The organism is Kitasatospora sp. NPDC001527, assembly GCF_040298605.1.
Taxonomy (GTDB): Bacteria; Actinomycetota; Actinomycetes; order Streptomycetales; family Streptomycetaceae; genus Kitasatospora.
In genome coordinates this window covers 22,955-36,272 of sequence record NZ_JBEPAM010000067.1, presented here as the reverse complement: position 1 = coordinate 36,272, position 13,318 = coordinate 22,955, and the positions used below count along the sequence as shown (strand labels likewise).

General features: G+C 75.3%; 11 protein-coding genes and 1 pseudogene. 7 read left to right on the top strand and 5 right to left on the bottom strand.

Annotation, left to right across the window (positions count from 1 at the left end; all coding sequences use genetic code 11):
• Positions 1–114 precede the first annotated feature (114 nt).
• Both ABT238_RS35515 and ABT238_RS35510 read right to left on the bottom strand, forming a co-directional pair.
• Entirely contained in the window at positions 115–336 is a 222-nt protein-coding gene (locus ABT238_RS35515) for an acyl-CoA carboxylase epsilon subunit (protein ID WP_350571276.1), read from the bottom strand.
• Between the two features lie 35 nt (positions 337–371).
• The gene (locus ABT238_RS35510) at positions 372–1,961 is read right to left on the bottom strand and encodes an acyl-CoA carboxylase subunit beta (RefSeq protein WP_350571278.1); all 1,590 of its coding nucleotides are present in this window, start codon (positions 1,959–1,961) and stop codon (positions 372–374) included.
• Between the two features lie 230 nt (positions 1,962–2,191).
• Between ABT238_RS35510 and ABT238_RS35505 the strand changes: the two genes are divergently transcribed.
• The 4 genes and pseudogenes from ABT238_RS35505 (at position 2,192) to ABT238_RS35490 (ending at position 7,160) form a co-directional block, all read left to right on the top strand.
• The gene (locus ABT238_RS35505; protein WP_350571280.1) at positions 2,192–3,091 is read left to right on the top strand and encodes a biotin--[acetyl-CoA-carboxylase] ligase; all 900 of its coding nucleotides are present in this window, start codon (positions 2,192–2,194) and stop codon (positions 3,089–3,091) included.
• Between the two features lie 106 nt (positions 3,092–3,197).
• On the top strand, positions 3,198–4,478 hold the full coding sequence (locus ABT238_RS35500; protein ID WP_502891494.1) for an adenylate/guanylate cyclase domain-containing protein: 1,281 nt from the start codon (positions 3,198–3,200) through the stop codon (positions 4,476–4,478).
• A 427-nt stretch (positions 4,479–4,905) separates the two neighbouring features.
• Positions 4,906–6,048 (top strand): annotated as a pseudogene (locus ABT238_RS35495) (GGDEF domain-containing protein); the annotation flags it as partial.
• A 767-nt stretch (positions 6,049–6,815) separates the two neighbouring features.
• Positions 6,816–7,160 (top strand): hypothetical protein, encoded by a 345-nt coding sequence (locus ABT238_RS35490; RefSeq protein WP_350571283.1) that lies wholly within the window; start codon positions 6,816–6,818, stop codon positions 7,158–7,160.
• A gap of 18 nt (positions 7,161–7,178) precedes the next feature.
• Here ABT238_RS35490 and ABT238_RS35485 read toward each other — a convergent pair whose 3' ends face one another.
• Positions 7,179–7,787: a TetR/AcrR family transcriptional regulator gene (locus ABT238_RS35485; RefSeq protein WP_350804917.1), complete on the bottom strand. Its 609-nt coding sequence runs from the start codon at positions 7,785–7,787 to the stop codon at positions 7,179–7,181.
• A gap of 127 nt (positions 7,788–7,914) precedes the next feature.
• Between ABT238_RS35485 and ABT238_RS35480 the strand changes: the two genes are divergently transcribed.
• Positions 7,915–9,105, top strand: a complete 1,191-nt coding sequence (locus ABT238_RS35480; protein WP_350571286.1) for a macrolide family glycosyltransferase — start codon at positions 7,915–7,917, stop codon at positions 9,103–9,105.
• Positions 9,106–9,112: 7 nt separating this feature from the next.
• On the opposite strand, the gene fdhD is transcribed toward ABT238_RS35480, so the two are convergent.
• Positions 9,113–9,937 (bottom strand): formate dehydrogenase accessory sulfurtransferase FdhD, encoded by an 825-nt coding sequence (gene fdhD, locus ABT238_RS35475; RefSeq protein WP_350804904.1) that lies wholly within the window; start codon positions 9,935–9,937, stop codon positions 9,113–9,115.
• Positions 9,938–10,115: 178 nt separating this feature from the next.
• Here fdhD and hutH point away from each other — a divergent pair, with 178 nt between their 5' ends.
• Positions 10,116–11,693 carry a histidine ammonia-lyase gene (gene hutH, locus ABT238_RS35470; protein WP_350804939.1) on the top strand — a complete coding sequence of 526 codons (1,578 nt, stop codon included), beginning with the start codon at positions 10,116–10,118 and terminating at the stop codon, positions 11,691–11,693.
• Positions 11,694–11,738: 45 nt separating this feature from the next.
• Here the strand turns inward: hutH and ABT238_RS35465 are convergent, their stop codons facing one another.
• Positions 11,739–12,188, bottom strand: coding sequence for a hypothetical protein (locus tag ABT238_RS35465; protein WP_350571290.1), 450 nt, complete (start codon positions 12,186–12,188; stop codon positions 11,739–11,741).
• A gap of 244 nt (positions 12,189–12,432) precedes the next feature.
• On the opposite strand from ABT238_RS35465, the gene ABT238_RS35460 reads away from it, so the two are divergent.
• Complete coding sequence (locus ABT238_RS35460) at positions 12,433–13,302, top strand: MurR/RpiR family transcriptional regulator (RefSeq protein WP_350571292.1); 870 nt, start codon at positions 12,433–12,435, stop codon at positions 13,300–13,302.
• Positions 13,303–13,318: the final 16 nt, after the last annotated feature.

Genomic DNA, 13,318 nt, shown 5'->3' with positions numbered 1-13,318 from the left:
CTTCGCGGAGTGGTCGACCACGCGTGGGCCCGGCCACTTCGGCGGCTCCTCGCCGCACCCTCCTCAACGCGGAGGCCGCGCTGTCGCGGCGCCGGGCGGCCCGGCCGGCGGGGGCTATCCGGCCCAGCCGGAGGTGCGCCAGGTGTTGACGCCCGGGCGCGGGGCGGCGCGCAGCCGGCGCGCGCGGTCGTTCCAGGCGGAGTCCGGGCCGGCGCCTGCGCGGCGGGCGGCCTCGGCGGCGGCCTGCGCGGCGGCGGCCCGGGCCTGGACCACCGCCAGGACGGTGGCCAGCTCCTCGGGGGTCGGCTGCCCGTGCAGCACGTGGATCGGGGCCATGCTCAATCCTCTCGCGGTCCTCCTGCTCGGAGCCACTACAGCGGGATGTTGCCGTGCTTCTTCGGCGGGAGCGTCTCGCGCTTGCCGCGCAGCGCGCGCAGCCCGCGGACGATGTGCCGGCGGGTCTCGCTCGGCGCGATGACGGCGTCCACGTAGCCGCGCTCGGCGGCCAGGTACGGGTTGAGCAGGGTGTCCTCGTAGGAGGCGATCAGCTCGGCCCGCTTCTCGTCGGCGGTCCCGGCCGCCTCGGCCTCGGCGATCTCCCGGCGGTGCAGGATGTTCACCGCGCCCTGCGCGCCCATCACGGCGATCTGCGCGGTCGGCCAGGCCAGGTTGAGGTCGGCGCCCAGGTGTTTGGAGCCCATGACGTCGTACGCGCCGCCGAAGGCCTTGCGGGTGATCACGGTGATCAGCGGCACGGTGGCCTCGGCGTAGGCGTAGATCAGCTTGGCGCCGCGCCGGATGATGCCGTCCCACTCCTGCTCGGTGCCGGGCAGGAAGCCGGGCACGTCGACGAAGGTGAGCACCGGGACGTTGAACGAGTCGCAGGTGCGGATGAACCGCGCGGCCTTCTCGCTGGCGGCGATGTCCAGGCAGCCCGCCAGGTCCATCGGCTGGTTGCCGACGACGCCGACCGGGTGGCCCTCGACCCGGCCGAAGCCGGTGACGATGTTGCCGGCGTACAGCGGCTGGGTCTCCAGGAACTCGCCGTCGTCCAGGACGTGCTCGATCACCTTGCGGATGTCGTACGGCTGGTTCGCCGAGTCCGGTACCAGGGTGTCGAGTTCGAGGTCCTCCTCGGTGACGGACAGGTCCGCCTCCTCCGGGAAGGACGGCGGGTCGGAGAGGTTGTTGGAGGGCAGGTACGACAGCAGGCTCTTGACGTACTCGATGGCCTCCTTCTCGTCCGTGGCCAGGTAGTGCGCGTTGCCGGACTTGGTGTTGTGGGTGCGCGCGCCGCCCAGCTCCTCCATGCCGACGTCCTCGCCGGTGACGGTCTTGATCACGTCGGGGCCGGTGATGAACATGTGCGAGGTCTGGTCGGCCATCACCACGAAGTCGGTGATCGCGGGGGAGTAGACCGCGCCGCCCGCGCAGGGGCCCATGATCAGCGAGATCTGCGGGATCACCCCGGAGGCGTGCACGTTGCGGCGGAAGATCTCGCCGTACAGGCCGAGCGAGACCACGCCCTCCTGGATCCGGGCGCCGCCGGAGTCGTTGATGCCGATGACCGGGCAGCCGGTCTTCAGCGCGAAGTCCATGACCTTGACGATCTTCTCGCCGAACACCTCGCCGAGCGAGCCGCCGAAGACGGTGAAGTCCTGGGCGAACACCGCGACCTGACGGCCGTCGACGGTGCCGTAGCCGGTCACCACGCCGTCGCCGTAGGGCCGGTTCCTCTCCTGGCCGAAGTTGGTCGACCGGTGCCGGGCGAACTCGTCGAACTCGACGAAGGAGTCCTCGTCCAGCAGTTCCGCGACGCGCTCGCGGGCCGTCAGCTTGCCCTTGGCGTGCTGCTTCTCCACCGCCTTGGCGGAGCCGGAGTGCACCGCCTCGTCGATCCTGCGCCGGAGGTCGGCGAGCTTGCCGGCGGTGGTGTGCGGGTCGTACGACGCCTCGGTCATTCCGGTGGCTCTCCCTGATCCTGGGCCGCGACCTGTTTTCGCGGGCGCGCGGGCCGGGTGGGGGCCGGCGCGGACGAGGGGTGCAGGGCGGCACAACGAACTACCGTTGGGTAGCGTAGCCAGCCCGGAGGCCGGGCGTAACGGCCGACCGTTATGGTCAGCGACACAGTGTTGCCGGGGCCCGTTGTGGGGGACGATGGATCGGCCTGGGCCCGTTCTAGGGTGACCACATGACCTCCGACACCCCCCGCCGCAGTGGACTGCGCGGCCTCGGCCACGCCGGGCCGTCGCCGTGGACCGACCTGGACCGCCCGCCGCTGGACGCCGCCGCGCTGCGCCGGGACCTGCTGCTCCCCGGCGGGCTCTGGACCTCGATCGACGTCGTCGAGGAGACCGGCTCCACCAACACCGACCTCGCCGCCCGCGCCCGCGAGGGCGCCCCGCAGGGCGCGGTGCTGGTCGCCGAGGCCCAGAACTCCGGCCGCGGCCGGCTCGAACGGCAGTGGAGCGCCCCCGCCCGCTCGGGTCTCTTCCTCTCCGTCCTGCTTCGCCCGGACGAGGTACCCGTCGAACGCTACGGCTGGCTGCCGATCCTGGTCGGCGTCGCCGCCGCGAGCACGCTGCGCCGGGTCGCCGAGGTCGAGGTCGGCCTGAAGTGGCCCAACGACCTCCAGGTGGAGATCGACGGCGCGGAGCGCAAGCTCGGCGGCATCCTCACCGAGCTGGGCGGCGGCGCGGTGGTCGCCGGCCTCGGCCTCAACGTCTCGCTGCGCGCCGCCGAACTGCCCGTCCCCACCGCCGGCTCGCTCGTCCTGGCCGGCGCCGCCGTCACCGACCGGGCCACCCTGCTGCGCGCCCTGCTGCGCGAGTTCGCCGAGCTGTACGGGGAGTGGACGGCCGCCGCCGGCGACCCGCACGCCAGCGGGCTGCTGCGGGCCTACGCGGAGCGCTGCACCACGCTGGGGCGGCCGGTGAAGGTCCTGCTGCCCGGCGACCGCGAGCTGCACGGCGAGGCGGTCGCGGTGGACGGGGACGGCCGGCTGGTGATCCGCACCCCGGACGGCGCCCGGCGGGCGGTCGGCGCGGGGGACGTCGTCCACGTACGCCCGGAGCCGCGCGCCGCGGGGTAGCAGGCCCCGCGCCGCGGCCGTCCCGCTCCGTGCGCCCGGCGGGAGCCGGTCCCGTGCGCCGGGTGGTCACCCCGTGCGTCCCCTTACCTCCCCTTGACCCGGGCGGATGCCCCGGATCGCGCGATTCCGTGCGAACATTCCACCTGGCAGCAGTGTGAGGCGCGCCACTGCCCGCCGGGTGGCGGGCGCGCCCCGCACGCAGGACACGAGGCGAGTGCGGCGACCGCACGGGGACGGACCGGTGGCAGAGGACGGCAGCAACGGCGGCGACAACGGCGCCGGAGGCAACGGCGGCCCGGCGGGCTCCAACGACCAGACCGTCGCCCTCGACCTCGAACGCCTGATCCTGGACGCGCCGCGCCGCTACACCCCGTACCAGGCCGCCCGGGCCGCCGACGTCCCGATGGAGCTGGCCACCCGCTTCTGGCGGGCGATGGGCTTCCCGGACATCGGGCAGTCCCGGGCGCTGACCGACGGCGACGTGATCGCGCTGCGCCGGCTGGCCGGCCTGGTCGAGTCGGGCCTGCTGAGCGAGTCGATGGCGATCCAGGTGGCCCGCTCCACCGGCCAGACCACCGCCCGGCTGGCGGGCTGGCAGATGGACACCTTCCTGGAGAACCTCACCCAGTCCGTCGAGCCCGGCCTGACCCGCGCCGACGTCGCCTACCCGCTGGTCGAGCTGCTGCTGCCGGAGCTGGAGCAGTTCCTGGTGTACGTCTGGCGGCGGCAGCTGGCCGCCGTCACCGGCCGGGTGGTGCAGGCCGCCGAGGACCACGAGATCACCAGCGGCCGGCTCGCCGTCTGCTTCGCCGACCTGGTCGGCTTCACCCGGCTGTCGCGGCGGCTGGAGGAGGAGGAGCTCGGCGAGCTGGTCGAGACCTTCGAGAACACCTGCTCCGACCTCATCGCCGGCCAGGGCGGCCGGGTGATCAAGACGCTCGGCGACGAGATCCTCTTCGTCTCCGAGGACCCGGTGACCGCCGCCGGGATCGCGCTCGGGCTGATCGAGGCGCTGGCCGAGGACGACACCATCCCCGCGCTGCGGGTCGGCATGGCCTTCGGCGCGGTCACCTCGCGGATGGGCGACGTGTTCGGCACCACGGTCAACCTGGCCAGCCGGCTCACCTCGATCGCGCCCAAGGACGCGGTGCTGATCGACGGCGAGTTCGCGGCCGCGCTGGAGCAGAACGGCAGTGTCGCGCCGCCCGGCGCGGACGGCCCGGGGCTCGCCGACGCGCTGTCGGCGGCGGCCGGGATGCCGCCGTCCGGCCCGCCGGCGCCGGACGCCGCCCACCGGTTCAACCTGCAGCCGATGTGGCGCCGGCCGGTGCGCGGGCTCGGGCTGGTCGAGCCGTGGCTGCTCTCCCGGCGCGCGCGCACCGAATAGCGCGCCCCGCCGCGCCCTCCCGCGACCTCCCGCGCCCTGCCGCGACACGCCGAACGGCGGACGGCCGTGGGGCGTTGCGGGTGCGCGGCCGCAAACAGGGCATAACCGAACGAATCCGCCATAGTCTTGGTGCAGGCGCCCCGATCCGATCGGCCGCGGGGGCGGCGCCGGCGGACGGGCAGGAGCGGGTAGGTACCGGGTAGGAAGCGGCGGCGCCGCCCGAGGCCGTCGCCCGTGGGCGCGGGCGTCCGGGCGGACCACCAGCAGGACCGAGCACAGGGAGCGAGGCGAGCCGGTGAGCAGTGAGGCGATCATGGCGGACCGCGGCCGGACCCGGCAGCCGCAGCCCGCCGTCCCCGAGCCCGCCCCGGGGGACGGTCCGGTCGCCGACGCGCGGCTGAAGGCCGTGGTCGGACTCGCCCAGGACATGGCCGGCGCGCTCACCCCGCTGGAGGCCGTCCGGGCCGCGGCGGCCCGCGCCACCGAGGCGCTCGGCGCGACGATGGCCGCCGTCTCGGTCTGGGACCGCGAGTCCGGCCGGCTGCGGGTCCTGGTCAACCACGGTGAGCTCGCCCCGGGGGAGGAGGAGCTGCCCGAGGACGAGTCCTACCCGGTGGCCGACTTCCCGGAGATCGTCACGTACCTGGAGGAGCGCTGGACCACCGGCCGGCTGCCGCGCGCCTGGGTGCAGACCGCCGACAACAGCCAGCCGCACGCCGGGCACGCGCATCCGACCGCGGGCGCGTACTGCCAGGAACGCGCCGCCGCGCTGCGCCGGCGCGGGCGGGCCTGCTGCGTGGTCGCGCCGATCGTGCTGCACGGGCAGGCCTGGGGCGAGCTCTACCTCGCCCGCACCGAGGGGATGCCCGCCTTCACCGAGGCCGACGCCGACTACGCGACCCTGCTGGCCGCCCAGGTCTCGGCCGGCCTGGCCCAGACCGAGCGCCTCGCCGACCTGCGCAGGCTCGCCTTCTCCGACCCGCTCACCGGTCTCGCCAACCGGCGCGCGGTGGACGCCCGGCTGGAGAGCGCGATGGCCGCGCACAACCGGGACGACACCGTGGTCTCGCTGGTGGTCTGCGACGTCAACGGCCTCAAGCGGGTCAACGACCAGCTCGGCCACGAGGTCGGCGACCGGCTGCTGGAACGGTTCGCCCACCAGCTGTCGCTGGCCGCCGCCAAGCTGCCCGGCAGCCTCGCCGCCCGGCTCGGCGGCGACGAGTTCTGCCTGCTCGTCGAGGGGCAGAAGGCCGACGAGGTGGTGGCCGTCGCCGAGGAGCTGTGCGCGCGGGCGCTGGCCCTGGCCGAGGGCGAGGGGGTGGCCTGCGGGGTCGCCTCCACCGGGGACTCGATCGGTCCCGTCACCACCGCCGACCGGCTGTTCCGGCTCGCCGACGCCGCCCAGTACCGGGCCAAGGCCGCGCGGTCCGCCCACCCGGTGGTGGCCGGGCGCAGCCACGGTCCCGGCTTCGCCCCCGACCCGACGGTGCTGCTCGCCGACGCCGCCGACCCGCAGCACCGCGGCGACGGCCGGTTCCGCCCCGGCGGCCGGGCCGGGGCCGGGGACCGGCGGCGGTTCCGCGGCGCCGCGCACAGTGCCGACCCGGGGCAGCTGCTCACGGCGGTGCTGGCCGCGCTCGACCGGCAGGCCGCGGTGCGGGCGGTGCACCCGGCCGACACCATCGGCAAGCTCGCGGTGGTGGCCGAGACCTCGGCCCGGCTGCTGGACGCGGTCGGCTGGTGGATCTCCTACGTGCCGCCCGGCTCGCAGCTGATGCGCACCGCGCGGCACGCCGTCTACCGGATGACCAGCGGGCCGAGCAGCAGCCGGGCGGAGACCCAGCGCGCCCAGATCGAGGCCCCGGACGCCGTCTTCGACCTGCGCCACTACCCGATGACGCGGCGGGCCGTGCGCGGCGGCGCCTTCGCGCTGCGGGCGGGCGCGGCGGGCAACGACCCGGCGGAGGAGGCGATGCTGGTGGTCTCCGGCTACCGCGGCATGGTCGCGGCCGGCGGCCGGAACGCGGCGGGCGGCTGGCTGCTGGAGCTGTTCGCCGACGACGCCACGCTGCCGCTCGGCCAGGTGACGTCCGCGCTGCGCGCCCTGGTGGCGGTGGCGCTGGCCGGTCCGGCCTCCCCGCCGGAGGGCTGAGGGCCCGCTCGCCCGGCTGCCCGGCCGGGGAGTGTGCTGCTCCGGTGACCGGTGTGTTCCGGGCCGGTCGCGGTGCGGCCGAGGGGGTGGGCGCGGCGGGGCGCGCGTGGGAAGGTGTCGGCGGTCGGCGGGCCGTCGGGGCGCCGCCGGATCGGACGACGGGGTTGGTTGCTGTGCGTGCTCGGTTGACGGGTCTGGTTCTCTGCGGGGTGCTCGCCTTCGGCGGCGCCGTGCCGGCGGCCGCTCAGGCGGCCCCGGCGGCTCCCGCCGCGCCGCGGGCGGCGGCGGTGGGCACGGTCGGTGCGGCGGGTGCGGCGGCGGGCGGCGGGGCCGTCCAGGAGGTCCGGGCCGGGGTGACGGCGGACCGGCACGGCACCACCCGGCTGGCCAAGGACAAGTCCAAGAAGAAGAAAAAGAAGAAGGGCCTCGGCAGGTTCCTCGGCCTGATCATCGGCGCCGTCGCGGTGCTGCTGGTGGTCGTGCTGGTGATCGTCGTGGTGCTGATGCTGCGCCGCCGCAACCGGTCCTGAGCCGGGGCCGGTCCCGGCTCAGCCGCCGGCGGTGCCGAGCGCGGCCAGCAGGGCCGCCACCACGTGGTCCGCGTAGCCGGCGTCGAGCGGGCCCAGCCCGTGCAGCCAGCGGTAGTACAGCGGGCCGTAGAGGAGTTCGACGGCGAGGTCGAGGTCCGCGTCCGCCCGCAGCTGCCCGGCCTCCCGGGCGGCCCGCAGGCGGTCGCGGGTGACCTCCAGCAGCGGGTCCAGCAGCCGTTCGCGGTACTCGCGCAGCAGGCCGGGGTCGGTGAGGACCTCGGCGGTGAGGGCGCGTCCGGTCCGGTTGAAGGCGGGGTCGGCGAGTTCGAGGGCGGTGAGCCGCAGGACGGTCCGCAGGTCCTCGGCGAGGTCGCCGGTGTCGGGCAGGGCGAGGCTGCCGGAGGCGTTCTCGTTGGCGGCCAGGAAGGCGTCGAAGACCACCGCACCCTTGGACGGCCACCAGCGGTAGATGGTCTGCTTGCCGACGCCGGCGCGGGCGGCGATCTTCTCGATGGTGAGCTTGCCGAAGCCGATCTCGCCGAGGAGTTCCGAGGCGGCGGTGAGGATCGCCGTGCGGCTCTGCTCGCTGCGGCGGCTGGGGTCGGGGGTGTTCTGCGGTCTGGCCATGAAGGCCATCCTACGAGCTGACGAGACGATCCGTATCGTCTTGACAGTTCGCCCGGGACGGAGCATTCTTGTGGAACGTCAGCGAGACGAACCGTCTCGTCTCGTAATCTCCGAGAGGAACACCGGGATGACCCGCCGCTCCGCCCACGTCGTCATGGCCTCCATTCCCGCCCACGGCCACGTGAACCCGAGCCTCGCCCTGATCACCGAACTCGTCGCCCGGGGCCACCGGGTCAGCTACGTCAACGACGCGTCCTTCGCCGGGACCGTCACCGCCGCGGGTGCCGCGCTCGTCCCGTACCCGGCCGCGCTGCCGCTCGACGGAGACCCCTCGGGGTGGCCGGAGGACCCGGTGGCCGTCCAGGACGTCTTCCTCGACGACGCCCTCGCGATGACCCCCGTCCTGCAGAAGCTCTTCGCCGAGGACCGCCCCGACCTCGTGCTCTACGACATCGGCGCCTTCGCCGCCCGGGCGGTGGCCGAGGCCCACGGCGTGCCGGTGGTCCAGCTCTCGCCCACCATGGTCGGCTGGGAGGGCATCGAGCAGGACATGGCCGGCGTCTTCGAGGCGCTGCGCACCGGCCCCGGCGGCCCCGAGCACTACCGGCGGTTCGCCGACTGGCTGGCCGGGACCGGCGCCGCCGTCCGGGACGTCGAGCAGTTCAAGAACCGCCCCGCCCGCGCGCTCGCGCTGATCCCGCGCGCCCTGCAGCCCAACGCGGACCGGGTCGACACCGGGCGGATCACCTTCGTCGGCCAGTGCTTCGGCGACCGCTCGCACCAGGGCCGCTGGGAGCGGCCCGCCGGCGACCGGAAGGTGCTGCTGGTCTCGCTCGGCTCGGCCTTCACCGACCGGCCCGCCTTCTACCGGGAGTGCCTGGAGGCCTTCGGCACCCTGCCGGGCTGGCACCTCGTCCTGCAGATCGGCAGCCACACCGACCTCGCCGCGCTGGGCGAGGTGCCGGAGGGCGTCGAGGTGCACCGCTGGGTGCCGCAGTTCGACGTGCTGGCGCAGGCCGACGCCTTCGTCACCCACGCCGGCACCGGAGGCGCGAGCGAGGGGCTCTACCACGGCGTGCCGATGATCGCGGTGCCGCAGGCCGTCGACCAGTTCGCCAACGCGGACACCCTGGTGGCGCTCGGGGTGGCCCGGCGGCTGGACACCGAGGACGCCACGGCCGCCGCGCTGCGGGCCGCGCTGCTGGAGCTGACCGGCGACCCGGCGGTGGCCGGCCGCCTCGCCGCGCTGCGCGCCGAGGTCCGCGCCGAGGGCGGCACGGCGCGGGCCGCGGACCTGGTCGAGGCGGAGCTGGGGTGAGCGCCGGTCAGAGGATCCGGTCGGGGCGGGTGTAGACGTTGGCGCCCTCGCCGCGCAGGAAGCCCACCAGGGTCAGGCCCAGCTCCTCGGCGAGGTCCACGGCCAGCGAGGACGGCGCCGAGACGGCGGCCAGCAGCGGCGCGCCGGCCAGCGCCGCCTTCTGGGTCAGCTCGAACGAGGCCCGGCCGCTGACCAGCAGCACGTGCCCGGTCAGCGGCAGCCGGCCCTCGCGCAGCGCCCAGCCGACCACCTTGTCCACCGCGTTGTGCCGCCCGACGTCCTCGCGGACGCAGAGCAGCTCGCCGCCGCGCCCGTCGAACAGGCCGGCGGCGTGCAGGCCGCCGGTGGAGTCGAAGGTCCGCTGGGCGGCGCGCAGCCGGTCCGGCAGCCCGTACAGCAGCGCGGGCGGGACGGTCAGCGGGTCGTCGCCGACCGGGTGGCGCACATGGGTGCGCACGGCGTCCACGGTGTCCCGGCCGCACAGGCCGCAGGCGCTGGTGGTGAGCAGGTTGCGGTGCGCGGAGAGCGGCAGCGCCCGGGCGGCGCCGCGCGGGGTCGCGTCCACCACGTTGTAGGTGTTGGCGCCGTCCTCGTCGGTGCCGGCGCAGTAGCGCAGCGCCGCGAGGTCCTCGGCCGAGTGGACGATCCCCTCGCCGACCAGGAAGCCGGCCACCAGGTCGAAGTCCTGGCCGGGGGTGCGCATGGTGACGGTGAGCGGCTCGCCGCCCAGCCGGATCTCCAGCGGCTCCTCGGCGGCCAGTGCGTCAGGCCGGGTGCTGCGCCCGTCCCCGCGCAGCCGGACCACCCGCCGCCGTGCCGTCGCCCGTGTCATCGCCCGCCCGCCTCTCCGTGCGCCGCACCCGGCGCCGCGTCGTCCGCCTCCCCACAGCGTGCGCCACGGGGCGGGATATCCGAAAATCCTGGTGACCGGCCGGTGCGGTGGTCGGCTTTCCATCGCGCCGGGATGGTTGTCATATCTTCATTCACCTGGTGAGATGGTGTATATGGATATGCACAGTGCTGCGGCCCCCCACGCGCCGCTCGTCCAGGTCGGCAAGGCCGACGTCAGCGCCGAGGACGTGCTGGCCGTCGCCCGGGGGAACGCTCGGGTCGAGATCGGCCCCGACGCGCTCGCCGAGATGGCGGCCGCGCGCGCCCGCATCGAGGCCCTGGCCGCCGAACCGCGCCCCGTCTACGGCGTCTCCACCGGCTTCGGCGCCCTCGCCGTCCGGCACATCAGCCCCGAGCTGCGCGCCCAGCTGCAGCGCTCGCTGGTGCGCTCGCACGCCGCCGGGATGGGCCCCGCGGTCGAGCGCGAGGTGGTCCGCGCGCTGATGTTCCTGCGGATGAAGACCCTCGCCAGCGGCCGTACCGGCGTGCGTCCGCTGGTCGCCGAGACCATGGCCGCCATCCTCAACGCCGATATCACCCCGGTGGTCCGCGAGTTCGGCTCGCTCGGCTGCTCCGGTGACCTCGCGCCGCTCTCCCACTGCGCGCTCGTGCTCATGGGCGAGGGCGTGGCGACCGGCCCCGACGGCGCCGAGAGGCCCGCCGGCGAACTGCTGGCCGCCGCCGGCATCGAGCCCGTCGAACTGCTGGAGAAGGAGGGCCTCGCCCTCATCAACGGCACCGACGGCATGCTCGGCATGCTCGTGATGGCCATCGCCGACCTGCGGCGCCTGTTCACCACCGCCGACATCACCGCCGCGATGAGCCTGGAGGCGCTGCTCGGCACCGACAAGGTGCTCGCCCCCGAGCTGCACGCCCCGATCCGCCCGCACCCCGGGCAGGCGCTGTCCGCCGCCAACATGCTGGCCGTGCTCAAGGGCTCCGGCCTCACCGGCCACCACCAGGACGACGCGCCGCGCGTCCAGGACGCCTACTCGATCCGCTGCGCCCCGCAGGTGGCCGGCGCCGGGCGCGACACCCTCGCGCACGCCCAGCTGGTCGCCTCCCGCGAACTCGCCGCCTCGGTCGACAACCCGGTGGTGCTGCCGGACGGACGGGTCGAGTCCAACGGCAACTTCCACGGCGCCCCGGTCGCCTACGTGCTGGACTTCCTCGCCATCGCCGCCGCCGACCTCGGCTCGATCGCCGAGCGCCGCACCGACCGGCTGCTCGACAAGGCCCGCTCGCACGGCCTGCCGGCCTTCCTGGCCGACGACCCGGGCGTGGACTCCGGCCTGATGATCGCCCAGTACACCCAGGCGGCGCTGGTCAGCGAGAACAAGCGGCTCGCCGTGCCGGCCTCGGTCGACTCGATCCCCTCCTCGGCCATGCAGGAGGACCACGTCTCGATGGGCTGGTCCGCCGCCCGCAAGCTGCGCCAGGCGGTGGAGAACCTCGGCCGCATCCTCGCCGTCGAACTCACCGCCGCCGCGCGGGCCCTGGAGATCCGCCGGCAGGCCGGCGCCAGCGGCGACCTGGCCCCGGCCACCGCCGCGGCGCTGGCCGCCGCCCGGGCCGCCGGGGTGGGCGGCGCCGGGCGCGACCGCTTCCTGTCGCCCGACCTGGAGGCCGCGGCCACGCTGGTCGCCTCCGGCGAGCTGGTGCGGGCGGTCGAGCGGGTCACCGGGCCGCTGGCCTGACGGACGGCCCCGGCGGAGCGGGTGGGCGGGACGGTGGACCGGACCTCAGTCCCAGTCGCTCCCGCTCCGCGGGGCCGACGGACGGCCCGCCTCCTCGCGCCGCTCGGCCAGCGCGGCGGAGAAATTGACGCCGACGATGCCGCCCCAGCAGACCAGCAGACCCCAGAAGCCGGCGGCGCCGGCCGCGATGCCGGACAGCGGGATGCCCAGCGCCATCGAGACGATCGGCAGCCGCACGCCCGAACGGCCGGGGCGGCGCGGGTGGTGGCCGTACCCCGGCGGGCCGTAGGGGCGGCCGGCCGCGGCCGGGTGGCCGTACCCGTCGGCCGGACCGAGCCGCTCACCGACCCGGCGCTCCACCCGGGCGTCGAGGCGCGCGTCGAGCCGCGAGAGGAAGGAGTCGAGGAGTTCCGACTCGTACTCCGGGCCGAGTTCCTTGCGGGCCTGCACCGTGGCGTCCAGATCGCGCTTCAGGTCGTGCTGGCTGGTGTCCATGGACACCAGCCTGGGCCCGGCGGGGCGGGCGGGTCCACCCGGTTCGCCGGGAATCCGGGCGGTCTCAGGGGGATTTCAGGGTCACCCCGAGGCCGCCCGCGCCCCTCGGCGGGTCCGCCGTCCGGAGGCCTGGGCGGGCGTCCCGGCCGAGTCTCAGCCGGCGTTCCGTCGTACGAGACGTCTTTGCCAGCGGCCGCCCGCTGCTGCACAGTCATCCGAACAGCTCCCACCCGGAGGTACCGCCATGACCGCCACCGAGGACGCCGGCACGGTCGGTCCCTCCGCCCGGCTGCTCCAGCTCTTCGAGGGGCACCGGCTCACCCCCACGCAGCGGCGGATCGCGCACTCGCTGGTGCGGCACGCCACCGAGGCGCCGTTCCTCTCCAGCGTCGAGGTCGCCGAACTGGCCGGCGTCAGCCAGCCGTCGGTGACCCGCTTCGCGGTGGCCCTCGGCTACGACGGCTACCCGGCGCTGCGCAAGCAGCTGCGCGAACTCGGCGCCGGGGAGCCGGCCACCCCCGAGACCCCGGCCGACGCCGTGCGCAACGAGCACCAGCAGGCCGTGCTCGCCGAGATCGAGCACCTGCGCCACCTCGCCGAACTGCTCGCCGACCCCGAGCCGGTCACCCGCGCCGCCCGGCTGCTCGCCGCCTCCCGGCCGCTGCCCGTCCTCGGCCTGCGCGCCGCCTCCGCGCAGGCGCGCGGCTTCGCGTACTTCGCCGCCAAGGTGCACCCGGACGTCCGGCTGCTCGACGAGGGCGGCAGCATGCTCGCCGACCGCCTCGAACAGGCCACCGCGGCGGGCGCGAGCGTGCTGCTCTGCTTCGCCCTGCCGCGCTACCCGCGCGAGCTGATGGACGCCCTGGCGGTGGCCCGCGACTGCGGACTGACCGTCGTCACCGTGGCCGACAGCGTCTTCGCGCCGGTCGCCAAGCTCTCCGACCTGATGCTGCCGGCCGCCGTCGGCACCGGGCTGGTCTTCGACACCGCCTGCGCGCCGATGATGCTCGGCCGGGTGCTGCTGCAGCGCATGTGCGACGAACTGCCGGGCGCCGAGGCCCGGTTGGAGGCCATCGAGCAGTCGGCGACGGCGCGCGGGCTGTTCCTGGAGTAGCCGGCCGACCGGCGCG

What these genes read in the sequence shown, in the direction of transcription:
- ABT238_RS35505 (WP_350571280.1), top strand. Translation starts at nt 2,192, where the DNA reads ATGACCTCCGACACCCCCCGCCGCAGTGGACTGCGCGGCCTCGGCCAC.
- ABT238_RS35510 (WP_350571278.1), bottom strand. Translation starts at nt 1,961, where the DNA reads ATGACCGAGGCGTCGTACGACCCGCACACCACCGCCGGCAAGCTCGCC.
- ABT238_RS35465 (WP_350571290.1), bottom strand. Translation starts at nt 12,188, where the DNA reads ATGGACACCAGCCAGCACGACCTGAAGCGCGATCTGGACGCCACGGTG.
- fdhD (WP_350804904.1), bottom strand. Translation starts at nt 9,937, where the DNA reads ATGACACGGGCGACGGCACGGCGGCGGGTGGTCCGGCTGCGCGGGGAC.
- hutH (WP_350804939.1), top strand. Translation starts at nt 10,116, where the DNA reads ATGCACAGTGCTGCGGCCCCCCACGCGCCGCTCGTCCAGGTCGGCAAG.
- ABT238_RS35460 (WP_350571292.1), top strand. Translation starts at nt 12,433, where the DNA reads ATGACCGCCACCGAGGACGCCGGCACGGTCGGTCCCTCCGCCCGGCTG.
- ABT238_RS35480 (WP_350571286.1), top strand. Translation starts at nt 7,915, where the DNA reads ATGACCCGCCGCTCCGCCCACGTCGTCATGGCCTCCATTCCCGCCCAC.
- ABT238_RS35485 (WP_350804917.1), bottom strand. Translation starts at nt 7,787, where the DNA reads ATGGCCAGACCGCAGAACACCCCCGACCCCAGCCGCCGCAGCGAGCAG.
- ABT238_RS35500 (WP_502891494.1), top strand. Translation starts at nt 3,198, where the DNA reads ATGCCCCGGATCGCGCGATTCCGTGCGAACATTCCACCTGGCAGCAGT.
- ABT238_RS35515 (WP_350571276.1), bottom strand. Translation starts at nt 336, where the DNA reads ATGGCCCCGATCCACGTGCTGCACGGGCAGCCGACCCCCGAGGAGCTG.